Source organism: Phycisphaeraceae bacterium, assembly GCA_015709595.1.
In the GTDB taxonomy this organism is placed as follows: Bacteria; Planctomycetota; Phycisphaerae; order Phycisphaerales; family SM1A02; genus CAADGA01.
Genome location: CP054178.1, coordinates 2576560 through 2602007 on the forward strand (window position 1 = coordinate 2576560; position 25448 = coordinate 2602007).

The window sequence follows — 25448 nt, forward strand, 5'->3', positions numbered from 1 at the left end:
ATTCGCCGCGTGATCGAGTTCCGCCGGCATGTGGACGTGGCCATACGATCAGCCATGACGGAACGACCAGCCCCATCCTCGCGTTCTCGATCGCGGGCGAAGTCTCGGACCGAATCATCGTCGATATCGCTGGAGCGGGCGGTGCTGGCCGCCACGCTCGATCCCGTGGTGGTGATCGACGCCTGGGGGGTGATTCAATCGGCCAGCGACTCGATCGAGCGGGTGTTCGGGTGGAAGCCGAGTGATCTGACCGGCCGCAACGTCAGCATGCTGATGCCTCAGCCGCACCGTGGGGCGCACAACGGGTACCTGGAGCGCTATCGACGCACGGGTCAGACCACCATCCTGAACCGGGCGCGTCAGTTCGAGGCGGTGCGCCGAGACGGGGAGCTGTTCCCCATCGAACTCTGCGTGTCACGGGCCGACGTGCCGGGGCGGGATTCGCCTCTCTTCGTCGGCATCATCCGCGACCTTGGAGAACGCAAGCGCTTCGAGCAGGAACTGGGACTGGTGCAGACCCTGACGCGGTTGATCGGTGAAGCCCGCACGTTGTCCGAGGCGATGCATGAAACGCTCCGGGAGATCATCCAGGCCACCGGATGGGACTACGGCGAGGTGTGGCTGCACGCGGGCGCCGCCGATGGCGGCACGGACACCGCCGTGGTGCGCGGCGCGTGCTGGCCTCGGACGGGCCGCCGCTTCGCCGCCATGCGGGCCGGCGCGTCGCGTCTGACGGCCCGCACGCACTCGGGGCTGGTGGGTCGATCATGGAGCGCCGCGGAGAGCGTGTGGTTCGATGATCTTCCGAAACTGAGCCCGCGGGTGTTCCTGCGTCATCATGAGGCCACGGCGGCGGGACTGAAGGCGGCGGCGGCGATTCCCATCCGGTGTGAGGATCAGACCGAGGCGCTGCTGCTGTTCTTCCTGCGCCGAAGCCGAAGGGATGACCACCGCCTGCTCTCGCTGGTGACGGCGGCGGTCGCCCCGCTGGGGCAGCTCATCCGCCGGCGCAACGCCGAGGACGCGCTGGCGCGACATCACGATCAGCTCGAGCAGCTGGTCGAGGAGCGAACCGCTCAGCTCGAGAAGAGCCGCGCCCAGCTGCACATGGCTGACCGCATGGCGTCCATCGGCACACTGGCCGCCGGCCTGGGCCACGACATGAACAACGTGCTGCTGCCGGTGCGGGCGCGGTTGAACGCGCTGCGTCATTCCGATCCGGCGCTTCCGGCGGCAGCTCGACACCACCTGGAGGGCATCCAGCGGAGCATCGCCTATCTGCAGCAGCTGGCCGATGGCCTGCACTACCTGGCGCTCGACCCGGAGCGGGAAGACGCCACCGAATCAGCCACCGATCTGGCCGACTGGTGGCGCGACGTGGGGGTGCTGATCGGCAAGGCCGCTCCGAAGCAGGTGCGGTTGACGGCGGCGCTGCGCGGCGACCTGCCCGAAGTCGGCGTGCCCGCCCACGGGCTCACGCAGGCGGTGCTCAACCTGGTGGTGAACGCGGGCGAGGCGATCGCCTCCATGCCGCAGAGGCGTATCGGACGCATCCGTCTCGAGGCGGAGCCGGTCGAGCGCGACGGTCGATCCTGGGTGCGTCTCTCGGTCATTGACAACGGCCCGGGCATGAGTGAGGAGGTCCGACGTCGCGCGTTCGAGATGTTCTTCACCACCAAGCCGCGTGGGTTGGGCACGGGACTGGGGCTTTCCCTTGTGCGCAAGGTGGTGGACGCCGCCGGAGGGGTGGTGGAAATCGAATCGGAGAAAGGGCGCGGCACGAAGGTCTCGATGCTCCTGCCGATCGCAGCGCGGGCGTCCAGCGCGAACGGAGATGCGGGCGGCGGAAGAACCGCGTTCGTGGAGTTGACCGACGGCCGGGCGGCCTCGCTGGTGCGTCACTTCATCGAGTCGTCCGGGATGACGGTCGTCGAACCTCATGCCTGCGGCGGGGCGGATTGCTGGTTGATCGAACCGCTTCCAGGTGCTCTGAATCGCGTCCGTTCGTGGCGATCCGCCCGTCCCCGGGGGCGCGTGGTGCTGTGGGGCGCACCGTCCCCGCGGGAGCGGAGTGGGTGGAAGTCGCTCGGCGCGATTACCATCACCAGGCCCGATGACCTCGACGACGTGCGTGCCGCGCTCGCCGAGGCGGCGTCGGATCGCTGACAAGGAGTCGTGCAAGGCCATGACAGAGTCCACGACCAGAGCCGCCGCCACTCGCGCTCGACGTGTTTCCACGGGAGGAGCTTCCGGTACTCCGACCGCTCCGGAGGGCGACGGCGTCCGCGTCCTGTGCGTGGACGACCACGCCGTGCTGGTGGAGGGGCTGAAGGCGCAGTTCGCCGTGGATGGCCGAGTGCGCGTGGTGGGGCGCCTGGCGACCGCGGAGAAACTGCTCGACGAGGTGGAACGCCTCCATCCGCGGGTGGTGCTGCTGGACATCGAGATGCCCGGGCCGGACGCCTTCGAGATGGCCGATCGTCTGCGGCACCTGCACCCTCAGGCGCGGGTGATCTTTCTGTCCGCGCACATCCGCGATCGGTATCTGAACGCGGCGTACAAGTGCGGCGCGTGGGGATACTTCGCCAAGGGCGATGAGCTGGAGGACATCGTCGCGGGTGTGAAGCAGGTGGCGGCGCAGACCAGCAGCGCGTTCGTCATGGGGCCGAAGGTGAAGGCGCACTGCGCCCTGCCGCGCGCCGGGAGTCACGGTCGTTCATCGTCCGCCGAAGCCGCGCCGCGCACCGCGCTGGATGCGCTCACCCCCCGCGAGATTGAGGTGCTGCGGCTGATCGGGAAGGGGTTGTCGCGCACGCAGATCGCCAAGGAGCTCTGCCGCAGCGCCAAGACGATCGACGGTCACCAGGAGCGCATTCTCAAGAAGCTGGGAGTCGAGTCACGGGCGGAACTGATGCGTCTGGCGATCCGCGAGGGGTTCGCCGAGGCGTGAACGCCTGTCAACCCGACCCGTCAGCGCATGAAAAAGGGGCGGGCAAGGCGTGTCCTGCTTGCTCGCCCCATGCGGTTGGCTCCGCGTGGTTCGGCCATTCCTGTCGTGGTGGAGCGGCCGACGATGTGGGTGATGGGTGCCTGCGGTGCGTGTGTGTTTGGGGGTGGAGGGGGGTCAGAACTTCAGTTGCAGCTGGGTGCGGAAGACGATCTGTCCGTCGTTGTCCGAGGCGTCGGTTCGCCACCCCGCGCCGGCGCCGCCGGTGCCGAGCAGTCCATCGCCCCAGGTGGCGCTGACCTCGTTGAGTCCGTAGCCCACGTCGCAGCTCCAGCGAAGCTGCTGGCGTGAGAAGTACTTGTTGAAGCCGACGGTGACGATGCTCAGATCCTCCGAGGAGATGTCGTCGTCGCCCCATTCGTAGCGGGCGAAGAGTTCGACATCATCGGTGACGAAGAAGCCGCCCTGGATGACGAAGCCGTACTGGTCGAGGTCGATCGTGGTGGAGTCGAGGTGCCGTCCGACCACGTACGCCAGCAGGTTGGCGCCGCCGAACTCGAGCGAGGCGTCCACCGTCCATTGCAGGGCCTCGATCTCGTCGGCCGCGGTGCCGTACTCGCCGTCCTGGTAATGGATGCCGCCGCCCAGCATGAAGCCGAACTCCTCGCCCTTCCACGAGGTGAGATCGGCGAACTGATCCCACGAGCCGGCCAGCAGCACCTCGGCCCGTGCGGTGAGCGAGTATTCGGTGTCGTAGGCCAGCGCCGGAGCGTTGGTGCCGCCGGTGGCGGTGTGTCCGTCGGTGTAGCCGAACGTGAAATGCAGCCAGTCGCCGCGGTAGTCGATGGCTGCGCCCTGGGTGCGTCCGGCGTTGAACTCGGCATCGACGAGCGAGCGCTCGACGGGAAGCTGGTCGTAGTTCTCCACGAGGAACTCGCGCTGCATCGGCACCTTGACCTGTCCGGCGAGGAATGTCCAGCCGTTGCCGAGGGCCTTGCCGATGAAGGCGTCCTCCAGCACGAACCCGCCGCCCATCGATGAGAAGTTGCCCTGAACCTTGTAGATCCACGACGGATCGACGACGTGGCCGGTGAAGATGAGCTTGGTGCGCCGGCTCTCGAATCCGCCCCGGGATGAATCCTCGGCGTCATCATCCTGGTGGTTGAAGACGTACCGGACCTGCACCAGCCCCTTGAGGTTGAGCCGGAAGTTGCCGTCCGCGCTGGCCAGGAAGAATCCGTTGTCCCACCCGGCCGTCCCGCCGCCCTGCAGCAGCGACGCGCGGGTGTCAGCGTCGGCCAGTACGTCCTGCACGAGGGCGCGGATGTCGGCGGCGCGCTGCTCGGTGAGCCAGTGATGCGTGCTCGTCTGCTTCAGTTCCGCCAGACGCGCTTCCAGTTCCGCGACGCGCTGACGCAGGGAGGCGTCGTCCTCGCCCAGTGCTGACGCCGCGGGTGCGCTCGCCAGCATGACCGTTGCGGCGGCGGCCAGACCCAGGGCGGCGCCTCCGACCCGTGGTGTACGCATGAGTCCATCCTTTCCTCATTCGGATCAGCGCTGGCGGGAAGGCACGAGCCGGGTCCGCCGTCGCCGAATATCGGATAAAAGCATCCCGTATTCGGAAAAAGGCCGCCATCGGGAAGATTCCCTGATCGGGCGAACCCGTGGCGTTCGGGTGGACAAGGTGTCCGCGCTCCCCGGGGACGTGAGGGGTGCAAACAGGGACGCTTCCCTGTAGTCGCCCGGCATGGCGGGAGCGATTGTTTCCTCGCGACAGGGCGACAGACCGCCGCGGGGCGGTTGCCCATTCGGCTCACGACAGGAACCACGACGCGATGACCGCAACAGAAGCCGCCTCGCCCGCCAGCGCCGACGGGCCGTTGGAATCGTTCTCCTACGACGACGACATTGTGCGCAAGTTCTCCGCCGCCACCATGTTGTGGGGACTGGTCGGCATGTTGGTCGGGCTGATCATCGCCCTGCAGCTGGTCATGCCCGCCATTGAGCCGGGTTCGTGGTACGAGCCGATCGTCGCCCCGCTGGCGCGCCTGCTGGACCACGAGTGGCTGACCTTCGGCCGGCTGCGTCCGCTGCACACCAACGCGGTCATCTTCGCCTTCGCGGGCAATGCCATCTTCGCGGCGGTGTATTACAGCACCCAGCGGCTGTGCAAGGCGCGCATGTGGTCCGACCGGCTCAGCCGATTCCACTTCTGGGGCTGGCAGGCCATCATCGTGTCGGCGGCGATCACCCTGCCGCTGGGAATCACGCAGAGCAAGGAGTACGCGGAACTGGAGTGGCCCATCGACGTGGCCATCGCGGTGGTGTGGCTGGTCTTCGCGTTCAACTTTTTCGCCACGCTGAAGGTCCGCCGCGAGCGGCACCTGTACGTCGCCATCTGGTTCTATATCGCCACCATTGTGGCGATCACCGTGCTGCACGTGTTCAACAACCTGGTGGTGCCCGCCGGGTGGCTCAACAGCTACCCGATCTACGCCGGCGTGCAGGACGCCTTCATGCAGTGGTGGTACGGTCACAACGCGGTGGCCTTTTTCCTGACCACGCCGTTCCTGGGGCTGATGTACTACTTCCTGCCCAAGGCGGCGGATCGTCCGGTCTTCTCGTACCGGCTGTCGATCGTTCACTTCTGGTCGCTGGTGTTCATCTACATCTGGGCGGGGCCGCACCACCTGCATTACACCGCGCTGCCGGCGTGGGCGAGCACGCTGGGCATGCTCTTTTCGCTGATGCTGTGGATGCCCTCGTGGGGCGGCGGCATCAACGGCCTGCTCACGCTCCGCGGCGCGTGGAGCAAACTCACGGACGACCCCATCATCAAGTTCTACGTCGTGGGCATCACCTTCTACATGATGTCCACGTTCGAGGGCCCGATGCTCTCGATCAAGAGCGTCAACGCCCTGTCCCACTACACCGACTGGACCATCGCCCACGTACATGCCGGGGCGCTGGGGTGGGTGGGGTTCATGACCTTTGGCATGATCTACTGGCTGGCGCCGCGGCTGTACCAGGCGCCGCTGTACTCGCGCGCGCTGATGAGCACCCACTTCTGGGTCGCCACCATCGGCATCCTGCTGTACGTGATCCCGATCTATACCGCGGGCATCACCCAGGGTCTGATGTGGCTGGCCTTCAACGAAGAGGGAATGCTCAAGTACAACTTCGTCGAGACGGTGATGCGGCTGATGCCGTTCTACTGGGTGCGCGTGCTGGGCGGCACGCTCTACATTGCGGGCGCGTGCCTGTGCGCGTACAACCTGATCCGCACATGGATGGCTCGCCCGGCGACGTACGAGGAGCCGGTCCACCAGGCGCCGGCGCTCAACCCGGTGTACGTCGATCCGCCCCTCGAGCCCTCCACGCTGATCGGCGTCACCGAGAGCGCCAAGAAGCTGGATGTCTTCCTGAAGTGGCAGTGGCACCGCCGCTGGGAGCACTTGCCGCTCAAGTTCACGTTCTGGACCGTGATCGCCGTGCTGAGCGCTTCGGCATTTGAGATCGTGCCGACGTTCGTCATCAAATCCAACGTGCCCACGATCGAGACGGTGACGCCCTACACGCCGCTGGAGCTGGCGGGACGCGACATCTACATCTCCGAGGGCTGCTACAACTGCCACTCACAGATGATCCGTCCGCTGCACGCCGAAACCGAGCGCTACGGTCAGTACAGCAAGGCGGGCGAGTTCGTCTATGACCACCCGTTCCAATGGGGCAGCCGGCGCATCGGCCCGGACCTGCACCGCGTGGGCGGCACCAAGAGCCACGGCTGGCACGTGCGTCACATGATCGAGCCCAAGTCGGTCACGCCCGGCTCGATCATGCCCAACTATCCGCACCTGGTGGACCGGGAGCTCGACTACCTCGCCATCGAGCGCATGGTGAGCGCCATGGTGAAACTGGGCGTGCCGTACTCGGAGGACGAGGTGCGGAATGCCGCGGCGCTGGCCCGCGAACAGGGGCGGCAGATCGTCGCCACCATCATCGAGCAGGATGGCCCCGACGCCGCCGATCCCGCGTGGGAGACGCGCCAGATCGTGGCTCTCGTCGCCTACCTGCAGCGACTGGGGACGGATCTCTTCAGAACGCCCGCCGCGGAGGACTCCGCCGCCCTGGCCGATGCCGCCAGCGAGAAGGGAGCGGGCCATGTGGGCAACTGACGCAAGGTTCGTGCTGCTGGCCGCAGGCGTGACCTGGGTGGAGGCGGCGCTGGTTCTGTTCTTCGTGATGTTTCTGGCGGTGGTGATCTGGACGGTCGTCGCGAAGCGGGATCGTTTTCACGCGGTCTCCCGCATTCCGCTGCAGGATGATCGGCCTGTCGAGCCGCGCCTGCCGGCTGGCGGCGATCGCACCGGAAAGGAGTCGGCCCATGTCAGGTAAACCGACGGGCGGATTGCTCGACCACGAGTACGACGGGATCAAGGAGTTCGACAACCCGCTGCCCGGATGGTGGCGATGGCTCTTTGCGCTGTCGATCTTCTTCTCCATCGGGTACTGGATGTGGTACCACATCGGCATCGGGGCGAGCATCCACGACACCTATCAGCAGCAGGTCGCGTCGTACTGGGAGGAGAACCTGGCGCGGCTGGGCTGGACGAAGCCCACCAACGAAGCCATCGTGATGCTCAGCCGCAACGAGAGCGTCATGGCCGCTATGGCCGGAATGTTCGAGAGCAACTGCGCCCAGTGTCATCGGGCGGATTTGGGCGGCAACATCGGCCCGAACCTGACGGACGACGAGTGGAAGAACGTCACCAAGCCGGAGGACATCGTCCGCGTGATCCGCGACGGGGTGAAGGGCACCGGCATGACCGCGTGGGGTACGCGCTTCCGTGAGCCGCAGATGATGCTGCTGGCGGCCTACATCGTGGCTCAACGGGGCTCCAACCCACCTAATCCGAAAGCGCCGGAGGGCATGGCGATTGCGCCGTGGGATTCCTTCCTGCCTGCCGATGGCGGAGGCGCCGCGGGGAAATGACCACCGCCGCACCATCCGAGGCCCCGGAGCGCGTACTTTCGACGCTCAACCGCGACGGCACGCGCCGGTGGCTTGACCCCCGGCTCTCCAAGGGTCGTTTTCTGGCGCGCCGGCGTGTCGTGGCCTACGTGCTGCTGGTGCTCTACAACGCGCTGCCGTGGATTGAGATCAACGGCAAGCCGGCGATGCTGCTGGACGTGGCGCGGCGCGAGTTCACGTTCTTCGGAACCACGTTCCTCTCCACCGACACCCTGCTGCTGATGCTGTTCATCGCGGGTGTGTTCGTGCTGGTGTTTCTGCTCACCGCGCTCTTCGGGCGCGTGTGGTGCGGCTGGGGCTGCCCGCAGACGGTGTACATGGAATTCGTGTTCCGTCCGCTGGAGCGGCTCTGCCTCGGCGCCTCGCCTGCGGCCCGCAGGCAGAACGCCGGCGCCATGCCGCTGCGCCGGGCGCTGATGTACCTGGCGTACTTCGTCGTTGCGTTCCACCTTGCCAACACGTTTCTGTCGTATTTCGTGGGAGCAAGGACGGTGTTCCAGTGGTCGCTCGGTTCGCCGCTCAATCATCCTGCGGCGTTTCTGCTGGTGCTGGCGGTGACGGGGCTGATCCTCTTCGATTTTGCGTACTTCCGCGAGCAGGTGTGCATCGTGGCCTGCCCGTATGGGCGGCTCCAGTCGGTGATGCTCGACCGCTCCTCGCTCATCATTTCGTATGACGAGAAGCGCGGCGAGCCGCGGGGGAAGAAGGGATCGAAGGATCGAGGGAACAAGGGAACGGGGCATCAAGGGATCGAGGGATCGAGGGGCCAAGGGAGCGAGCCGGGGGCTGGCGACTCCCACCTGTCCTCGCGCTCGGCCCTCCACGCCTCGATGCCTCTTGCCTTGATGCCCGCTCCAACCGGCGATTGCATCGACTGCCGCCTGTGCGTTACGACCTGTCCCACCGGCATCGACATCCGCGATGGCTTGCAGATGGAGTGCATCGGCTGTGCCCAGTGCATCGACGCCTGCGATGCGGTGATGGAGAAGATCGGTCGCCCGCGGGGGCTGATCCGCTACTCATCGCGGGAGGCGATGGAGGCGGGGCGCAAGCACCTGCTGCGCCCGCGCGTGATTCTGTATCCGGGGCTGCTGCTGGTCATCGCATCTCTCTTCGTGCTGGTGCTGGTCAACCGCGCCCCGGCGGACATCACGCTGCTGCGCGCCAGTACGCGGCCGTATGTGACGCTGACCGACGGTCGCGTCGTCAACGAAGTGACAGTCAAGATCGTCAACCGCACCGACGAGTTGCGACGGTATGATTTTTCCATCGAAGACATGGCGGGCGGCGCGATGGAAACAATCACGCCCGTGATCGAGGTTGCGCCGGGGGAGACCGGTCAGGTCGTGCTCTCGATCACGTCGCCGCGCGGTGTGTTTCAGCGCGGCATGGCGACGGCGACCATCATCATCCGCGATGATGCGGGGTACGAGAAGCGGATGCCTCACCGGCTGCAGGGGCCGTTCGGCGGGGGAACCAGAGGCGGGTCAGCCGTTTCGGAGAGCGACGAATGAAACGCCGCACGCTGGCCATCCTGTTGCTGGTGCTCATGGTGCTGGTCTTCTTCGCCGTGGACGCGGCGATGATCGCGATCTCCTCGCGCACAGTGACTGTTTCATCTCCACCCGCGGACGCGGCGCAGATCCGCGTCGTACCGAAGGGGAACACGCGATGATCACACTCATCGCAGCCGTCTTCGCGGCGAGCATCGTCGGTTCGCTCCACTGCGCGGGCATGTGCGGCGGCGTGCTGGCCCTGGCCATCGGCGTGGCCGGGGGTGACGCCACGCCGCGATGGCGATTACAGACCGCCTATCACGCGGGGCGACTGACGACCTATTCAGGACTCGGACTTCTGGCGGGTGCGATTGGGTCAACGATGGACCGGGCCACGATCGCCGGCATCGAGCGCCCAGCCGCGATCGTGGCCGGCGCGGTCATGATCGCCTTCGGCGCGATGGCTCTGGCCCGCGTGTGCGGCCTGCGCGGCTTGCGCGTGCGTTCGGTGTCGGGATGGCCCGCACTGCAACGTGTCATCCGGTACGGCTACGACTTCGCCTTCTCCCGCTCCGGCCTGCTGCGGGCGGCGACGCTCGGGCTGCTCACCGGTCTGCTGCCCTGCGGCTGGCTCTGGGTGTTCGTCGCGGCGGCGGCGGCTACGGGAGATGCGGCGACCGGCGCCATCACCATGGCGGTTTTCTGGTCGGGCACGCTGCCGATCCTGGCCGCGGCGGGGGCAGGCATGCAAGCGCTCGCCGGGCCGTTGCAACGGCATCTGCCGAAGCTCACGGCGATCGTGCTGATCGCGGTCGGCGCGTGGACGGTGAGCGCCCGGGCGTTCGGACCTTCGATGCTGACGCGCCTGCCCGGCGATGCTCGTGAGCACGGCATCCATGCGGCGCTGAACCACATCGACTCCATCGACGAATCGGACCTTCCCTGTTGCACCCATGACGACGTTGACGATTCCAACTGAGCGGGGCTGCTTGGTCGCACCGCCCTGTGCGGCCAGGACCGCCTGCACCCACTGTGGTCTGCCCGTCCCCGCCGGGCTGATCGAGTCCGGCGCGGCGGAACAGTTCTGCTGCGCCGGCTGCCGCACGGTGCATGACATCCTTCACCGAAGTGGCCTGGGGCGTTTCTACGCCGTGCGCCATCGCACGGGCGCCGCCCCTCGACCGGCGCGACCTTCGAATGGGTCCTTCGCGGGCTTTGATGACCCGGCGTACTTTGCGGCGTCGTGCCGCGCGATCTCACCCGCGCGGTGCGAGACGGAGTTCTATCTTGAGGGCGTCCACTGCGCCGCCTGTGTGTGGCTGGTGGAGAAACTGCCACGATTGACCCCGGGCGTGATCGAAGCGCGGCTGGACCTGGGCCGCGGCATGGTCCATCTGGCGTGGGATCCGCGCGTGATCGCGTTGTCGGAGATCGCACGTCGGCTGGACCGGCTCGGCTACGTGCCGCACCCGGCGCGCGGGCACGCGGCGCGTGAGCGCCATCGCGCCGAGGACCGCCGTCGCATGGTGCGCATCGCCGTGGCGGGAGCCATTGCGGGCAACGTGATGGTGATCTCCTTCGCGATGTACGGAGCGATGTTCCACGCCATGGAGCAGGAGTTTCTTTCGCTCTTCCGCTGGTCCACGCTGGGTCTGGCGACGGTGAGCGTGGCGTGGCCCGGGCGCGAGTTCTTCCGCGGCGCGTGGAAAGCCCTGCACGCCCGTACCGTCAACATGGACCTTCCCATCGCCATCGGCCTTTCCGCGGGTCTGATCGCGGGGGCGGTCAACACCGTGCGCGGCGGCGGCGAGGTCTACTTCGACTCCATCACCGTACTCATTCTGCTGCTGCTTTCCGGGCGATTCCTGCAGACCCGCCGCCAGCGCGCCGGGTACGAGGCAGTTGAAGCCATGCTGGCGCTCACGCCGTCGACCGCGCGGCGGATTGAGGGCGATGGTCTACGGGAGGTTCCCATCACTTCCATCGCGCGCGGCGATCGGCTGGAAGTTCGCGCGGGCGATTCCTTCCCGGCGGACGCCGTGGTGCGCGAAGGCGCCTCGAACATCGATCGCGCGATTCTGACCGGTGAGTCGCGCCCCGTGCCGGCAGGGGTCGGCGACGTGGTTCACGCGGGCACGACCAACCTTGGCGCGCGCCTCGTGGTGGAGGTGACGGAGACGGGCGAATCCACCCGCATCGGGCGATTGATGCGACTGGTGTCGGAGAGCGCCCATGCGCGGCCGCGCCTGGTGCGGCTGGCGGATCGGGTTGCGTCGGTGTTCGTGATCGTGGTGCTCACCATCGCGGCGGGCACGGCGGGTGCGTGGATGCTCGTCGATCCCTCACGCGCCCTGGAATGCTCGATGGCGCTGCTCATTGTCACCTGTCCGTGCGCGCTGGGCATGGCCACACCGCTGGCGGTGGTGGCGTCGCTGGGCCAGGCGGCGCGGCGGGGGATTCTCATCAAGGGCGGCGACGTGATCGAGCGGCTTGCCTCGCCCGGGCTGGCCGTGCTGGACAAGACCGGAACCGTCACCGCGGGTGAGATGTCTCTTGTGTCGTGGCACGGTGACGATTCGCTCAAGCCCATCGCCGCGGCGGTCGAGCGGCACTCGGCACACCCGATCGCCAGAGCGATGGTGATGGGGCTGAGGGCGGAGACGTCCGAACCGGACGACTCGGTTGAAGTGCTCGCCGTGACTGAAACGACCGGTCGAGGCATGACAGCGATGGTTCGAACCGCGGCCGGAGAGCAGGCCATCCGGATCGGCAGCCGCGCGTTCGTGACAGATCAGGGCGCACAACCGCCTGCGTTGATCGATCGGGTCGAGCATGACCTGACGATTCGCGCCGTATCGCCGGTGTTCATCGCGGTGGACGGCGTGGTGCGCGCTGTGGCGGGCGTTGGCGACCCCATCAAGCCGGACGCCGCGGCCGTGGTCGCTGAGCTGCGCCGGCGCGGCTGGCGCGTGGCGATTCTCTCGGGCGATCACCCGGACGTGGTGAGGGTGGTGGGGGCGTCGATCGGCGTCGAGCCGGGCGACTGTCACGGCGGCGTGTCGCCGGAAGACAAGGCCGAATGGATCCGCGAGGCCGCGGCGCAGGGACCGGTGATGATGATCGGCGACGGGGTGAACGACGCCGCCGCGCTCGCCGCCGCCACGGTGGGCGTGGCGGTGAAGGGCGGCGCGGAAGCCGCGCTTCAGGCGGCTGACGTGTTCATCGCGTCACGTGGGCTGGCCCCGGTGGTGGAGATGCTCGACGGCGCCAAGCGCGCGCTGCGAGTCATCCGGCGCAACGTGGCGGCGTCGCTGGGATACAACGCCATCGCCACCGCGCTGGCGGTGACAGGCGTCATCAACCCGCTCATCGCCGCGATCATGATGCCGATCAGTTCGCTGACGGTTGTGACGCTCTCATTCCGCTCGCGCACGTTTGGAGGGCCGCCATGTCAGTGATCTACGTGGTCTTCGGACTCGGTCTGCTAGTGGTGGCTGCGGCGATCGCCGCGTTCATCTGGGCGGCCAAGTCGGGTCAGTATGACGACCTCGATACGCCGTCGGTGCGGATGATCGTGGATGATGAGTGATGCAAGCCCCGCTGGGAGAGAGAGGGGTTACGCTGTCTCATACCTTGACGGCATGGAGGAACGCAGCCATCCTTCTGGCCGTGCCGATGATCCGCACATCCGGGTTGACGAAACGCGACGGTCTTCGCGTCGGCATCGTCCGAGTTGACCTGACGGTGGATGTTAACCGGATCGACGTTCGGCCGCGCCATGGCCGCAGTGTTCGGCGTGGCGGCGGCGTCGTTCCTGCTCAACTTCATCGCCGGTCTGTGGGAGCCGGCCAGGCAGTTCCGGTTCCTGGGATTGATGGAGTACTACCGCCCGGCGATCATCATCCGCGACGGGGCGTTCCCAGTGCGGGACATGGCGGTGCTGACCGCTTGGGGTCTGATTTGCTGGATCGTCGGGCTGCAGATCACACAATCGCGGAGCGTTTGTACGACGTGAGCGGCTCGAATCGTCGCAAGTCGTTGGCTGAATGGGGTTTGCGATATTCTTGAGAAAGCACCAGTCAGAACTTGACACGGGGGAGCGGGGGGAGGTAGATTGATCCTGAGGGGAGAGCTACCGTGACGACCAAACTGATTCTTGGACTCTTGACCTTCGCTCTGGGGTTCCTGGCGACGGCCGTTGTCGCAACGCCTGCCAACCATTCCTCGCTTGATCCATCCTGTCCTGAGTGGTGTTGCTACTGTTTGCAGAACGAGGGCGGAACGACGTGCAAGAATTCCAACTTGCAGAAGTGCGTCACCTGCTGTGCCCGGTTGGCCGCATGCAATCCCTACATGTCAGCGTGTCAGGCGTTGTGCTTTGACGATTGGACATGTGCGCCAGCCCCCGCCGGTTGCGGATGTACATTCATGTGATCGAGAGGAAGCGATCATGCGAAGCCACTTCGTGACCATCACCATCGCACTCGCTGCGATGGCTTCTGGAATTGCAGCCGCGTCACTTCTACGGGCAAGTCCCGATCCGCCCGCAACCGGGACGGAGATTGACTATCGTTCGTACTTCCCACCGGGGCTCGAACCTGACGTCTCGACCCAGGTGAACGCCCGTCTCAACATCCAGATGGACTTGCTGGAGAACGTCGACGGAGTTGATCGAGGTCGAGCCATTGAGGCGCTGCGCGACACGGTGTTGGATGACGCAAACCATGAGCAGTTGCGGCTATATACGCTCACAATCATCGGGACGCTCATTAGTGATGGCGATCTTAGCGCCGACGAGATCAAGCCGTTGGCCCAGACCTTTCTTGATGTTGTGCATCAAACAGAGATGCCATCCACGCCCTCGATGCGAGCGGCTGCGCGGGCGAGCATGATTGGGACCGAACTGTTCGTGTTTCAGGAGTTCCTGGCGGCAATTGATAGAGTCGAATCGGACCCTGAGGTGCTCGCCTACTTCCTGCAGTTCGACATTGTCCCATCATGGCTCAAGTCGGAACCGAAAGGAGTCGGCAAAGCCGGCAATACCGCGCTGCCCGACGAGAAGGAGGAGGTCGCACCGCGTCGAATCGTCCCCACCGCCGAGTTCGGGTCGATCGAGTGGCGGTACACACTCGAGAAGCCAAGTGATGATGCCGCTTGGGCCAACCCTGCTTTCGACGACTCGAAATGGCTGACCGGCAAGGCGGGATTCGGCACGTCCAACACGCCAAGCGCCAAGGTGGGCACCGAGTGGACCGCCGAATCCATCTGGCTGCGCCATCACTTCAAGATCGACTCGCTGCCCGAGCATCCTCTCCGGCTTCGGTTCCACCACAACGATGACGCCGAAGTGTTCATCAACGGCGCGCGCATCGTCGAGTTGAAGGGGCGCACGAAGTGGTACAAGGAAATCGAGTTCCCGAAGGAAGCACGCGAAGCGCTCGTCAAGGGTGAAAACGTGCTGGCCGTGACGTGCAGGAACCTGGGCGGCCCTCAGTACATCGACGTGGGGATTATCGAGGTCGTGCCGGCACCCAAGGATGAGGCGAAGGAAGCCGGCAAGCAGGCCGAGTCTGCCACGGGAACATCGCCCGATGCGCCGAAGGGCAAGTAGCCAGCCCCAGCGGTTTGCGGACCATCACCGCTGCTCAATCGGCACGTACTTCACGCCGTGCGGGCCGACGTAGTCCGCGCCGGGGCGGATGAGTTTGTTCTCGGCCAGGTACTCGATGCAGTGCCCGCACCAGCCGGAGACGCGGCTCATGGCGAACATGGGCGTGAACAGGTCCACATCCAGCCCCAGCGAGTAGTACGTGGTGGCGGAGTAGAAGTCCACGTTGGGCAGGATGCCCTTGGCCGCCACCGCCTCGCGCATGATCTCCTCGATCTTGCGGCTCATCTCGTAGAGCTTCTGGTTGCCGGTGTCGCTGGCGATCTGCTGAGCGAAAGTCTTGAGGTACGTGGCCCGCGGGTCGTAGGCCTTGTAGACCCGGTGGCCGAAGCCCATGATGCGCTCCTTGCGCTCCAGCTTGCCCTTGATGTAGGGCTCGACGTTGTCAATGGAGCCGATCTCCTGCAGCATCACCATCACTTCCTCGTTGGCCCCGCCGTGCAGCGGGCCCTTGAGCGTGCCGATGGCGGTGGTGACGGCGGAGTACATGTCCGACAGCGTGGAGATCGTCACCATGGCCGCAAAGGTGGAGGCGTTGAAGCCGTGGTCGGCGTGGAGGATGAGGCATACATCCAGCGCCTTGGCCATGGCCTCGGTGGGCTTCTCGCCGCGCAGCATCCACAAAAAGTTGGTGGCCACGTTGAGGGACTTGTCGGGCTTGACGAAGGACTTGCCCTTGCGATGGCGGTCGAAGGCGGCGATGAGCGTCGCCGTCTTGGCCAGCAGGCGGATGCTCTTGCGCTGGTTGGCTTCGGGCGAGCCGTCCTCGGTCTCGGGGTCGAAGAGCGCCAGCGCCGATACCAGCGTCCGCAGCGCCTGCATGGGCACGGCGTCGGCGGGGATACGGGCGATGATGCCGTGCATGGCGTCGGGGATGTCGTATTCCTGCTGGATGGACTTGACGAAGGCGTCCAGTTCGCTCTTGCGCGGCAGGCGGCGGTTCCACAGCAGGAACACCGATTCCTCGAACGTGGAGTTGCGGGCCAGCGAGTCGATGTCGATGCCCACGTACTCCAGCACGCCCTTGGCGCCGTCGATGAACGACATGCTCGTGTCGGCGGCGATGACGTTGGCCAGACCCGGATCCTTGAAGGTGGCGGGTTTGGTGGCTGAGGCGGGCTTGTCGGTGGTCGGCGTGGCGGTGGCGGTCATGGCTTGCTGCCTTTCACAAGTCGCGCCGGTAGGATCAGCATCCCCGGCGTCGTCAGCCCCACATGGTTCGCGAATGATCGGCCGGGCGATGCACGCCACCGGCCTCCACTTCGTTCGATCATAGCCCGCGACGCCCGCCGCTGCCACGATGCGCCGAACAGGGAAATCACCCTCATCATGCGACTCGCCGGACGCCTGATTCTCGATGGATCGTCGATTCCACAGTCCGGCTGGGTGGAGGTGGCGGGCGATCGCATCGCGCGCGTCGAGCCGGGCTCCTGCCCTGCCACACCCGATCTGGGCGGCGACGACTGCATCATCTGCCCCGGTTTCATCGACGCCCACGTCCACCTTCCCCAGGTGGACTCGATCGGCGTGGACGGGCTGGAACTGCTCGAATGGCTTGCACAGGCGATCTACCCCGCCGAGTCGAAGTGGGCCGAGCCGCGCCATGCGGAGCAGGCCGCCGCGCGGGCGTATCGGCGGATGCTTCGCGCCGGCACGCTGGGGTACGCGGGGTATCTCTCCAGCCATTTGGCGGGGGTGACGGCGGTCATCAGGGCGGCCCATGCGATGCCCCTTCGCGCCGTCGTGGGGCAGTCGCTCATGGACCGCGAGGCGCCGGACCTGCTGCTTGGTCAGCCGGAGGCGCGGCTGGTCCGCAGCGCCCGGGGGCGGCTGGTGACCTCTCTCAACCCGCGTTTCGCCGTGTCGTGTTCGGAAGCGATGCTGCGGCGCACGGGCGAACGACTGGCGGCGGGGTTTCCCGATTCACCCAAGCAACGCGAGCCCGAAGATCCCAGCGGCAACCTGTTCCTGCAGACGCACCTGGCCGAGACGAAGGCGGAGTGCGCCCGCGTGCGCGAACTGTTCCCCGAGGATCCGCATTACACCGGCGTGTACGACCGCTTCGGCCTGCTCACGCCCCGCACGCTGCTGGCGCACGGGATTCACCTGAGCGATGAGGAATGGTCGCTGATCGCCTCGCGCGGGTCGGTGGTCGTCCACTGCCCCGGCGCCAACACGTTTCTCGAATCGGGGTTGTTCAATCTGCGCGCTGCCCGCGAACACGGCGTGCGAGTGGCCCTCGGGTCGGACGTGGCGGCGGGGCCGGACTTCGCCATGCCGCGCGTGGCGCGGGCGATGATCGAGGCGGCGAAACTGCGCCGCATGACGATCGACGCCGAGGCCCTCGTCCCTACGCCCGGCGAGGCGTTCGACCTGATCACGCGCGGCAACGCCGATTCTCTCGGCTGGCGCGACATGGGCCGCATCGAGGTCGGCGCCAGCGCCGACCTGCTGGTGCTGCGATCGACGATCGAGCCGGACAGGCACTTCTTCGGACGGCTGATTCACGGGTGGGAGGAGACGTGGATCGTTGATCGACTGGTGGCCGGGCGGCCGATGGTCGCGTGAGCGTCGGACGTTCGCCCCCGGTTGCGTTCCCCGGTCGGCGCGTCACGCCTTCAGCAGCGTGGCGAGAAGCCGCTGCACGTCGGTGCGATCCTTGGCGCTGCTGACGCCCTTGATTCCAAGCGGCTCGAGCATGCCGAAGCCGATGGCCACCTGCACCAGGTGCAGGGCGATGCCCGAGGCGGAAGCGTCCTTCCGCACCACCTTCTGCTGCTGCAGATGCGAGATTTCGTCGGTCAGGAAGGCGGTGAGCCGTCCGATGTGCCGCTGCAGAGCCGCCATGATCTCCTCGTCGTTGCGCGACTCGCTCATGGCGTGAAAGATGACGCGATAGATGCCGCGTCCGCGTTCATGCGTGGCGGGGTTCCCGGCCAGCAGCACCCCCAGTCGCTCGGCGGGGGTCGTCGCCTGCTCCAGCGACGCGCGCCAGGCGGCGATCACCTCATCGCCGACTTCATCCACCAGCGTGACGAAGAGCGCCTGCTTGTTGGTGAAGTGACGATAGAGGATGGGCTCGGTGATCTTTGCCGCCTTGGCGAGCTGGGCGGTGGTGGTGCCGTGATACCCGCGGCGGGCGAACTCCGCCGCCGCGACTTCGAGCAACTGTCTGCGCCGCTCCGGCGCGCGCATCCGACGCCCCGCCATGCCTGAATCTCCTCACGTGAAGAAAGAGTGTAGGGAGCGGCATGGACGCGATCCGCCGCCGTGGGCGTGGGGCGTGGGATGAGTTGAGCGCCGAAGGTGCGCCGCCACCGGTTCACGGTCAATCCCGGTCGAGACGATCACACCTCGAACTCGCCGCGCACCCGGTACTCGATGCGGGTCTTCGACGGGTCGAACCCATGCTCGTCAAAGACCATGATCTCGTTCTCCTCGCCGGGTTTGAGCCACGATTCGGGCAGATAGAGGCAGCGCTGCGGTCCGACCCTGGCTCCGGTCGCCGTGGCGGTGAAGTATCGCCCCACGTTGTGGCCGTTGAGGTACACCTGTCCCTTGCTCAGTCCCTCGGTGTCGAACCAGGCCGGCACGGTGCTGGGCTTGGGGGTGAAGGTCGTCCGCCACCAGCCGGGCTGTCCCTTGCTGACCTTGGGTCCGCCCCGTCCTGGCGATGCGAACTGGCCGACAGGCGGCGCCTCCCACCGCGCGAAGCCCCACGACCCGCCCTCGGTGAGGTTCTCGACGCATTCGTACAGGGCGAGCGACTTCATCATCGCGTCCAGGCCATTCACGCAGTCCGGGTCGGGCGCGAAGCGCAGTTCATTCCTGCCTCGCTTGAAGGGGCTGCTGTCATCCGCCTGCACGACGAAGCGCATGGCGGTCTCGCCGGTGGCGCCGGCGTACCACGTCACCGGCGTTCCGTTGAGCAGAAAAGCGCCGTACGCCTCCACGTTGTGAACGTGGATGATGATGGGCGTTTTGCGTCGGTGCTCGAACGACCACACGATCTGCTGATCGCTGGTGAGCCGTGTCTCCGACTGGCCGAGGATGAAAGGTCGCACGGAGAGCGGCGAGATCGGCTCGCCGGACTCGATCTTCGGTCGGCTCGCCTTGACCGGTTTGACGGCGAAGAGATGCCCGAACCAGCCCTTGCGCCGTCCGAAGTCATTGCCGCCCGAGAATCGTCCCGTGTGATCCGCCAGTCCGACGGCGACATGTTCGCCCTTGCCAACCTTGAGTTCGAAGAAGTTGCCCATGGCGCCTGGGCCGGTGCCGGCGATCCCCATCGGGTCACCGTCGACGTACAGATGCAGCCGCTGTCCGATGTCCGGCACCGCGCAGAGGCGCTTGGCCGCCGATGCCGACTTGAACTGCACGCGATACCACCCGTAGCCGCTGGGCGTGCCGCAGGCGTCGAGCGTCTCCGGCCCGGCGATGGAGGCGAACCGCGGATTCGAGCCGTCCACGTACCCCGAGCATGACACGTATCCCCACGTGTCCAGTCGGATGGTCGGCGGCGCCTTCACGATCGGCGCCGCGCGCTGCGTCTGCGTCTCCTCGCCCTGTCCTCCGATCACCGTGATATGCGTGAAGCCCGGCTTGGGCAGCGGCTGCCCCGAGGCGTCCAGACCGTCAGCGCCGACGTACACGCGCGAACCGGCGATGTAGGTCGCGTCAATCTGCTGCTCGTTGCAGATCACCACCGTCATGTCGCCATGCCGGATCACCCGCGGCTTGGCGCCGGTGGGAACGGTGGTTTCCATGGCCGACTCGTTGATCGAGAGGTGCGCCGGCGACTTCTCAGGCCCGTACAGCACCAGGATGGAGCGGTCAATGAGCGCAAATGGGCGCAGGTTGCAGTAATCCAGCCGGCCCCGTCCCCCGAGGTCCACGTCCAGCAGCAGCCAGGTGACCCACTGGTCGCCCATGTGGATCGTCAGCGGCAGCCCGTTGTCGAGCAGCAGCGTGGCTGCCTGGTCGGTCACCCCCGGCTCGTCGAACAGGAACACGACGCGACCCTGGGCCCCGCGCAGGGGCACCACCGCGGGCCCGCCGCAACGCTTGCGTCTCGAGGCGGCGTCCTCGCCCCCGATCTGATCCACCGCCAGAGTGACCGGCTGGTAGTCGGTGTCGAGTTCGGCGAAGACGAATCCGAAGTGGCTGGCGAAGGTCATGATGCGCTTGACGCGCTCGTACTTCGCACTTCGGGCGCCCCCTTCGCCCAGCAGGGTTCCGGGGGCGGCGGCGGTGGCGACAAATCGATCCGGTCCGCCCGGCATGCGACCGCCCAGGAAGCCGAAGTTGGTTCCCCCGTGGAACCCCGCCAGCATCGGCTGCGCCCCCGCCGCCAGGACCTGGGCCACACGATGCACGATGGCGTCCGCGTCCCGCTGGGGGGGCGGCTCCTCGCCCCACACCACCGGCGAGGCGATCTCCAGCGAACTCACGACCCGCGGACGATCCGGGTGGATGACCCGCAACTGACGCAGGTTCGACAGCAACCCGTCCCACCCTGTCCAGGTTTCCACGGTGCCGGGCGTGTCGATCCACAGCCCGTTGGCGGTGAAGATCGGCACGTAGACGCCGTTCTCCCGGATGTGCCGGTTGATCTCCGCCAGGTATGATTCCGCCAGGTCGTCATTGGTGCAGTGCCACGACTGCTCCGCCTGCACGAAGATCACGCCCCCCGGCTTGGCGCTCGTCACCTGCAGGTTGCTGAATTCGCCGATCAGTTTGCGCAGGTAGAGCGACACTCGCTCCATGAAGAGCGGCCCGCCATCGCGAAGCGAGATCGAGGCGATCTCGCGCAGCCACGAGGGCAGCCCGCCGCCATCATACGAACCGCCCACGTAGGGCCCCACCTTCACGCCGACATAGAGCTCCTGCTCGATGCACAACTCGACGAATCGTCGGACGTTGCCGAACCCGTCGAAGACGTAGCGACCCTTGCGCGGCTCATGAACCAGCCAGGGACAGGTGGTGACGACGGTGTTGAAGCCGGCCTGCTTGGCCGCCGCGATCCGGTCCGCCCACATGTCCGGGGGTACGCGGGCGTAGTCGATCCCCGCACCGACCAGCCACACGCGGCGATTGTCAATGGAAAAACTCTGGCCGTCGTGGGTGATTCGTGTCATCGTCGGGTGTTTTCCCAGCGTGGTGGCCCCGGAAGTCGATGGCAAGGGAGCAGGAAGCCAACAATACGAACCGATGAGGAGCGGTTTCAAATTGTGTTCGCGGCAACGAGGCGCCGCCAACACCCGTACAATGGGTTCCACGTCAAGGAACGCGCGATGCATGTGAAAAGGGTTCCGCCCGATCACGGGCGGATATCGAGGGGTCGGAGCCGGCGCTGGTCACCGACGGCAGCCGTCGTCGTTATTGCTTTGCTGGCAAGTGGTTGTGAGTCGCCATTCGACGCCATCGATGCCCGCACCGACGCCATCCTGCGCGAGACGAGCGCGTCAATTGGGACGGATGCTCTGCCTCCCAGCGGCGATCGAACGGGGTACGCCGCGGGTCGTTCGCTGACATACCCAAAATCTGAAATCTATCGACCGCCGACCAACAATCCGGCGGCCGAGGCCATCCCATTCCGCGAGCGGGTGGAGAGGTCGGATGCTGGTGTCGAGGCGAAATCAGTTATCGGACGATTGGAGTCGTCCGGGTCGGTGGTTCAGGAGGGTGTTCTTCGGCTGGACCTGACGGAAGCACTGGCCATCGCCATGCGTCAGGCGCGGGAGCTGAAGTCGGCGGAGGAGGAATACATTCTCGCCGCGCTGCGGTTGCTCATTGAGCGTCATGCGTGGGGGCCGCGGTTCTTCAACGACGTCAGCGCCACCGTGACGGGCGTCGCCGAGGACAACGCCTACAACAGCGCCTTGCGCGTGGTGAATGACCTGCGGGTGACGCAGCGGCTGCCCTATGGAGGCGATGTGTCGGCCCGCCTGCTGGCCCGCGCCACCGAGGATCTGCGCGAGAAGGTCGCCGGCGAAGGGGTTCAGACCGCAGAACTGATCCTGTCGGCGAACATTCCGCTGCTGCGAGGCGCCGGGCTGTCGGCGGCGGAAAGCCGCATTCAGGCGGAGCGGAACCTGGTGTACGCCGCTCGCACGTTCGAGGAGTTCCGTCGGCAGTTCCTGGTCAACGTTGCACGGGACTTCCTGGGACTGGTCGTGCAGTCGCGCGGGATCGAGAACTCGGAGCGTCAGTTGATCCGGCTGCGCGACTTCCAGGCGCGCGAGGAGGCGCTGGTGCAGGCGGGCCGTCAGCCCCCGTTTCAGGCGGCGCTTTCCGCCCAGGACGTGCTCTTCGCCGAGGACAATCTGCGCAGTCAGAAAGAGGCCTTCCGGCTCGCGGTGGACCGCTTCAAGGTGCGGCTGAACATTCCGGTGGACCAGGAAGTCGAAATCGTCCCGTCCACGCTGGGGCTTCCGGTGCCCGAGGCGGACATGGATGAGGCGGTGCGCAACGCGCTGGCCTACCGGCTGGACCTGCAGAATCGACGGGATCAGCTTGACGACACCTACCGGGCCATCGACATCGCCAAGAACCAGCTGCTTCCCGATCTGGACTTCTCCGGCTCGGTGGGCGTGCCCAGCGACCCGGGCAAGGATCGCGACGGGCTGCAGCTGGACTTCGAGCGCAACGATTTCTCCGCCGGCATCACCTTCGGGCTGCCGCTGGACCGGGAGACCGAGCGTCTGCGGTTGCGCCAGGCGCAGATCGCCGCCGAGCGGGCGCAACGGGAGTATCAGCGTTTTCGCGACACGCTGGTGATCGACGTGCGCGACGCGGTGCGCGAGATTGACCGGGCGGCCTTCTCGCTGCGGCTTCAGGAGGAGAACATCGCGATCGCCCGTCGTCGCCTCGAGTCCATCGAGGTGGCCCCCGACCGCGCCACGGCGCGTGACAAGAGCGACGCCGCCGATGGTCTGACCCGCGCCGAGAACGACCGCGACCGCGCCGACCGCGACCTGCAGGTGTCGATTCTGGAGTACCTGCTGCAGACGGGAACGCTTCGCGTCAACTCGGACGGCACGATTCGCCCCCTGCAGGGCATGACCATCACGCCGCGTTCGGATGATGACCGGGATGATCGAGATGACAATAATCGTGAAGCAGGGGAAGCCGGCGGGGGCTGAACCCGTACAAATGACGGGGCATCGCCTCGGGGTGGCGGCTGTTTCGTAGCGTTCGCCTGATTGCAACGGAGCGGCTGAGCGTCAGGCCATGCCCGGCGTCCTTCATCGGACGCCGACGTGGGAATCCGGTCCGGTTCGGGCGGCGAAGTTGTGAGTGTCTTTCACCTGATGGGGAATACGCATGTCTTCCGACGTGTTCTGCTCATGCATGGTTCGACGTTTCCCGAAGACGTGCGTTCGTCGCGGCGCGGCGGCGCCGGCGGTGATCGCGCTGATCGCCCTGCTTGCCGTGGCGGGCGCCGTGTGGATGATCTGGTTCCGCGGCGATCGGACCTCGGAAGAGTCCGCGCGTGAACGCGCCAGTGAGATCTTCAGCGTCATCAAGGGCTCGTTCGACATCACAGTGCCCGCGTCGGGTGAACTGGCGGCCTTCAACCAGATCGAGATCCGCAACCCCATTCAGGGTCGGGCTGTCATCACCTACATCGCGCCGGAGGGAGCCACCGTCAAGCGAGGCGAGGTGCTCATCCGGCTGGCGGATGAGGAGATTCGCAACTCGGTCAAGGACGCGGAGCTCAACGAACTGACGGCTCAGAACGCGGTCACCGCGGCCCAGAAGTCGCTGGAAATCCAGATCAGCCAGAACGACTCCCGGCTTCAGCAGGCGCAGCTCAAGGTGGAGCTCGCGGAGCTGGCTCTGGAGCAGTGGGAGCGGGGCGAGGTGGAGGCGGAACGCCAGCGGCTGACGCTGGCCCTGGAGAAGGCCGAGCGCGAACTCGTGCGTCTGACCGAGAAATACGAGGAGTCCGCCAAGCTGCTGGAGCGGGAGTTCATCAGCAAGGACGAGTTCAAGCGCGACGAAATCGCCAAGATTGAAGCCGAGGCCCAGCTGCTCAAGGCCAAGCTGGATCGGGAGGTCTACGAGCAGTACCAGTACAAGCGCGACCGCAAGCAGAAGGAGTCGGACGTTCAGCAGGCCAAGGACGAGCTCGAGCGCGTGCGCACGCAGAACGAGGCGGAGCTCGTCAAGGCCACCGACGACCTGAAGACCAAGGAAGGGCAGCTCGAGATTCGCCGGTCACGTCTGGCGGACCTGCGCAAGCAACTGGAAGGGTGCGTGACCGTGGCGCCGGCGGATGGTCTGGTGGTCTACGCCAGTTCGCTGGAGACGGGCGGCGGGATGCGCGGCAACAACACCTCGCCTCCCCAGGTGGGTACGGAGCTTCGCCCCAATGAACTGGTCATCATCCTGCCCGATGTGTCGCAGATGATCGCGGCGGTGATGGTGCACGAATCCCTGGCGGGACGGATCAAGCCGGGACAGCAGGCGACGGTGGTTCCGGACTCGGCCCAGTCCACCACGCTCAGCGGACGGGTCTACAACGTGGGCGTCCTGGCCCAGTCCGGCGGGTGGCGTGATCCCAACCGCCGCGATTACACCGTGCGCATCGCGCTGGAGAATGCCGGATCGCTGGGGCTCAAACCCTCGATGCGGTGCAAGGCGGAGATTTTCCTGGATCGGGTGACAGACGCGCAGTTCGTCCCCATTCAGGCGGTGTTCCGCGAGACGGGCCGCACGTCGGTGTACGTGGCGCAGGGGTCGGGCTTCGTCCAGAAGGAAGTCAAGATCGGACGGACCAGCGAGATTTACGCGGAAGTGGTCGAGGGGCTCTCGCTCGGCGATCGCGTGCTGCTTCGTGAACCGCGCGCCACGGAGATCATCGCCAAACTGCCGCCGGTTCCGCCGATGGCGGCGATGAACAACGGCGACGCGGCCAATGGTCCAATGTCGGGCGGGGTGACGCCTCCCACCACGCCCCTGGCGGGCGGCGGCTCGGCGCCAGGCGCCAACGGCGGCGAAAGCCCGGGTGCGCGTCCTGGTGGAACCATCAACCTGATGGCCCAGTTCGACACCGACGGCGATGGGAAACTCCAGAAGTCCGAACTGCCCGCCCAGATGCAGGGGATGTTCGAGCGGCTCGACGCCAATAGTGACGGGGCGATTGACGAGTCCGAGATCGCCGCCATGCGCAATCGAGCCGGAAGCGGGGGCGGACGCCCGGGTGCTTCCGAACCGCGGGGGCCGGGCAACAACGCCACCCGGGGTGAGCAGCCCGGCAGTTCGCCCTGATGAACGCATCAAGGCGTCGAGGGACCGGAG

The 25448-nt window shown here is 66.3% G+C and carries 19 protein-coding genes; 15 read left to right on the top strand and 4 right to left on the bottom strand.

The genetic code is table 11. From position 1 onward, the window contains the following. The first annotated feature begins 54 nt into the window (after positions 1-54). A complete protein-coding gene (locus HRU76_10925; protein ID QOJ18068.1) occupies positions 55-2166 on the top strand; it encodes a PAS domain-containing sensor histidine kinase in 2112 nt (703 codons plus the stop codon). Between the two features lie 130 nt (positions 2167-2296). After that, complete coding sequence (locus tag HRU76_10930; GenBank protein QOJ18069.1) at positions 2297-2950, top strand: response regulator transcription factor; 654 nt, start codon at positions 2297-2299, stop codon at positions 2948-2950. A gap of 174 nt (positions 2951-3124) precedes the next feature. Here HRU76_10930 and HRU76_10935 read toward each other — a convergent pair whose 3' ends face one another. After that, positions 3125-4474, bottom strand: coding sequence for a hypothetical protein (locus tag HRU76_10935; GenBank protein QOJ18070.1), 1350 nt, complete (start codon positions 4472-4474; stop codon positions 3125-3127). Between the two features lie 308 nt (positions 4475-4782). Here HRU76_10935 and ccoN point away from each other — a divergent pair, with 308 nt between their 5' ends. From ccoN to HRU76_10985, 10 genes are all read left to right on the top strand, one after another. Next, a complete protein-coding gene (gene ccoN, locus HRU76_10940) occupies positions 4783-7122 on the top strand; it encodes a cytochrome-c oxidase, cbb3-type subunit I (protein ID QOJ18071.1) in 2340 nt (779 codons plus the stop codon). After that, positions 7109-7342, top strand: coding sequence for a cbb3-type cytochrome c oxidase subunit 3 (locus HRU76_10945; protein ID QOJ18072.1), 234 nt, complete (start codon positions 7109-7111; stop codon positions 7340-7342). Before ccoN ends, HRU76_10945 begins: the two co-directional genes overlap by 14 nt. Continuing rightward, complete coding sequence (locus HRU76_10950) at positions 7332-7940, top strand: c-type cytochrome (GenBank protein QOJ18073.1); 609 nt, start codon at positions 7332-7334, stop codon at positions 7938-7940. Before HRU76_10945 ends, HRU76_10950 begins: the two co-directional genes overlap by 11 nt. After that, the gene (locus HRU76_10955) at positions 7937-9493 is read left to right on the top strand and encodes a 4Fe-4S binding protein (GenBank protein QOJ18074.1); all 1557 of its coding nucleotides are present in this window, start codon (positions 7937-7939) and stop codon (positions 9491-9493) included. Before HRU76_10950 ends, HRU76_10955 begins: the two co-directional genes overlap by 4 nt. Beyond that, positions 9490-9654, top strand: a complete 165-nt coding sequence (locus HRU76_10960) for a hypothetical protein (GenBank protein ID QOJ18075.1) — start codon at positions 9490-9492, stop codon at positions 9652-9654. Before HRU76_10955 ends, HRU76_10960 begins: the two co-directional genes overlap by 4 nt. After that, positions 9651-10454, top strand: coding sequence for a sulfite exporter TauE/SafE family protein (locus HRU76_10965; GenBank protein ID QOJ18076.1), 804 nt, complete (start codon positions 9651-9653; stop codon positions 10452-10454). Before HRU76_10960 ends, HRU76_10965 begins: the two co-directional genes overlap by 4 nt. Positions 10455-10464: 10 nt before the next feature. After that, positions 10465-12933: a heavy metal translocating P-type ATPase gene (locus tag HRU76_10970; GenBank protein QOJ18077.1), complete on the top strand. Its 2469-nt coding sequence runs from the start codon at positions 10465-10467 to the stop codon at positions 12931-12933. Further along, positions 12924-13064, top strand: coding sequence for a cbb3-type cytochrome oxidase assembly protein CcoS (ccoS, locus tag HRU76_10975; GenBank protein ID QOJ18078.1), 141 nt, complete (start codon positions 12924-12926; stop codon positions 13062-13064). The genes HRU76_10970 and ccoS overlap by 10 nt, the downstream gene beginning before the upstream one ends. Positions 13065-13223: 159 nt before the next feature. Beyond that, complete coding sequence (locus tag HRU76_10980; protein ID QOJ18079.1) at positions 13224-13490, top strand: hypothetical protein; 267 nt, start codon at positions 13224-13226, stop codon at positions 13488-13490. A gap of 450 nt (positions 13491-13940) precedes the next feature. Further along, entirely contained in the window at positions 13941-15086 is a 1146-nt protein-coding gene (locus HRU76_10985; protein ID QOJ18080.1) for a beta galactosidase jelly roll domain-containing protein, read from the top strand. Positions 15087-15110: 24 nt separating this feature from the next. Here the strand turns inward: HRU76_10985 and HRU76_10990 are convergent, their stop codons facing one another. After that, positions 15111-16295, bottom strand: a complete 1185-nt coding sequence (locus HRU76_10990; GenBank protein ID QOJ18081.1) for a citrate synthase — start codon at positions 16293-16295, stop codon at positions 15111-15113. A gap of 177 nt (positions 16296-16472) precedes the next feature. Here HRU76_10990 and HRU76_10995 point away from each other — a divergent pair, with 177 nt between their 5' ends. Next, positions 16473-17711 carry an amidohydrolase family protein gene (locus tag HRU76_10995; protein QOJ18082.1) on the top strand — a complete coding sequence of 413 codons (1239 nt, stop codon included), beginning with the start codon at positions 16473-16475 and terminating at the stop codon, positions 17709-17711. 42 nt (positions 17712-17753) lie between these two features. Here the strand turns inward: HRU76_10995 and HRU76_11000 are convergent, their stop codons facing one another. Continuing rightward, on the bottom strand, positions 17754-18353 hold the full coding sequence (locus HRU76_11000; GenBank protein QOJ18083.1) for a TetR/AcrR family transcriptional regulator: 600 nt from the start codon (positions 18351-18353) through the stop codon (positions 17754-17756). Between the two features lie 137 nt (positions 18354-18490). Further along, on the bottom strand, positions 18491-21280 hold the full coding sequence (locus tag HRU76_11005) for a beta-galactosidase (GenBank protein QOJ18084.1): 2790 nt from the start codon (positions 21278-21280) through the stop codon (positions 18491-18493). Positions 21281-21529: 249 nt separating this feature from the next. On the opposite strand from HRU76_11005, the gene HRU76_11010 reads away from it, so the two are divergent. Continuing rightward, positions 21530-23287 (top strand): TolC family protein, encoded by a 1758-nt coding sequence (locus tag HRU76_11010; protein QOJ18085.1) that lies wholly within the window; start codon positions 21530-21532, stop codon positions 23285-23287. A 208-nt stretch (positions 23288-23495) separates the two neighbouring features. Then, complete coding sequence (locus HRU76_11015; protein ID QOJ18086.1) at positions 23496-25418, top strand: hypothetical protein; 1923 nt, start codon at positions 23496-23498, stop codon at positions 25416-25418. Positions 25419-25448 lie beyond the last annotated feature (30 nt).

Bases quoted from the DNA above. Each gene is read 5' to 3' on its own strand.
- HRU76_10925 (QOJ18068.1), top strand. From the start codon at position 55: ATGACGGAACGACCAGCCCCATCCTCGCGTTCTCGATCGCGGGCGAAG.
- HRU76_10935 (QOJ18070.1), bottom strand. From the start codon at position 4,474: ATGCGTACACCACGGGTCGGAGGCGCCGCCCTGGGTCTGGCCGCCGCC.
- ccoN (QOJ18071.1), top strand. From the start codon at position 4,783: ATGACCGCAACAGAAGCCGCCTCGCCCGCCAGCGCCGACGGGCCGTTG.
- HRU76_10945 (QOJ18072.1), top strand. From the start codon at position 7,109: ATGTGGGCAACTGACGCAAGGTTCGTGCTGCTGGCCGCAGGCGTGACC.
- HRU76_10950 (QOJ18073.1), top strand. From the start codon at position 7,332: ATGTCAGGTAAACCGACGGGCGGATTGCTCGACCACGAGTACGACGGG.
- HRU76_10955 (QOJ18074.1), top strand. From the start codon at position 7,937: ATGACCACCGCCGCACCATCCGAGGCCCCGGAGCGCGTACTTTCGACG.
- HRU76_10960 (QOJ18075.1), top strand. From the start codon at position 9,490: ATGAAACGCCGCACGCTGGCCATCCTGTTGCTGGTGCTCATGGTGCTG.
- HRU76_10965 (QOJ18076.1), top strand. From the start codon at position 9,651: ATGATCACACTCATCGCAGCCGTCTTCGCGGCGAGCATCGTCGGTTCG.
- ccoS (QOJ18078.1), top strand. From the start codon at position 12,924: ATGTCAGTGATCTACGTGGTCTTCGGACTCGGTCTGCTAGTGGTGGCT.
- HRU76_10980 (QOJ18079.1), top strand. From the start codon at position 13,224: ATGTTAACCGGATCGACGTTCGGCCGCGCCATGGCCGCAGTGTTCGGC.
- HRU76_10990 (QOJ18081.1), bottom strand. From the start codon at position 16,295: ATGACCGCCACCGCCACGCCGACCACCGACAAGCCCGCCTCAGCCACC.
- HRU76_10995 (QOJ18082.1), top strand. From the start codon at position 16,473: ATGCGACTCGCCGGACGCCTGATTCTCGATGGATCGTCGATTCCACAG.
- HRU76_11000 (QOJ18083.1), bottom strand. From the start codon at position 18,353: ATGGCGGGGCGTCGGATGCGCGCGCCGGAGCGGCGCAGACAGTTGCTC.
- HRU76_11005 (QOJ18084.1), bottom strand. From the start codon at position 21,280: ATGACACGAATCACCCACGACGGCCAGAGTTTTTCCATTGACAATCGC.
- HRU76_11015 (QOJ18086.1), top strand. From the start codon at position 23,496: ATGGTTCGACGTTTCCCGAAGACGTGCGTTCGTCGCGGCGCGGCGGCG.